Raw genomic sequence first — 877 nt, 5'->3', positions numbered from 1 at the left:
AAAAATTGCAATATGTGGTGGACCCATACAGTCCTCGCCGCCCGGTTCAAAATTCCATACGCGCCAGATCATGCTGCCGTCATCCTTATGACGGACGACAAGGCGAAAATGGGTCCCCTGGTCATCTTCAATCGCCACATTCTGATACTGCGCTGCGACAACCTGAGCCTGCTCGCGGGTAAACGTGCCATCCGGCAGGGATACAAGCGGGGACAAAACGTTATGGTCCATGTGTTTCTCCTTTTCTGCCCCGCCTGAACGGGGCGTCTTCATCGTGGTTTAAAAGGGCGCGTCATCATCCATTGGTGGGAAATCATTCGGGAGAGGCTGAGGCGGTTGCTGAGACGGGGCGGCATCCTGACGGCCTTTCTTACCGCCCTTCGCTTTCGGGGATTTAGCTGCGGCCTGAGCAGGTTGTGCCGGGGTGGCAGGATTCTGCGGCTGCGCGGCGCTCTCAGGCACTCCGGATTCACGGCGGCCGCCGAGCATCTGCAGGGTGCCGTTCTGCCCGACCAGCACCTCGGTGACGTAGCGCGTGACTCCGGCATCGTCCTGCCAGTTGCGGGTGCGCAGTTGGCCCTCGATGTAGGCCTGTGCGCCTTTACGCAGGTATTCGCCCGCCACTTCCGCGAGCTTGCCGAACATGACAACACGGTGCCACTCGGTGTTTTCGCGCATCTCTCCCGTCTGCTTGTCACGCCATGTTTCAGACGTGGCCAGCGTCAGATTGGCCACTGCGCCCCCGTTGGGCATGTAACGCACTTCCGGGTCCTGTCCCAGATGTCCAACCAGAATGACTTTGTTAACGCCACGTGCTGCCATGATGAATCTCCTTAATCCGTTGTTTTGCCTTTTAAAACCATCACCCGTTGAGTTG

General features: G+C 58.4%; 2 protein-coding genes. Both read right to left on the bottom strand.

All coding sequences use genetic code 11. The features are described from left to right. The coding region (locus HMPREF9538_RS23830) for a DUF905 domain-containing protein (protein ID WP_009484047.1) at positions 1-231 on the bottom strand (231 nt) is incomplete at its 3' end. 48 nt (positions 232-279) lie between these two features. After that, positions 280-822, bottom strand: coding sequence for a single-stranded DNA-binding protein (locus tag HMPREF9538_RS23835; RefSeq protein ID WP_004152644.1), 543 nt, complete (start codon positions 820-822; stop codon positions 280-282). Positions 823-877 lie beyond the last annotated feature (55 nt).

This window comes from Klebsiella sp. MS 92-3, assembly GCF_000195655.1.
Classification (GTDB): Bacteria; Pseudomonadota; Gammaproteobacteria; order Enterobacterales; family Enterobacteriaceae; genus Klebsiella; species Klebsiella pneumoniae.
The sequence above is the reverse complement of the archived record's forward strand: the minus strand, read 5'-3'. Positions and strand labels throughout refer to the sequence as shown.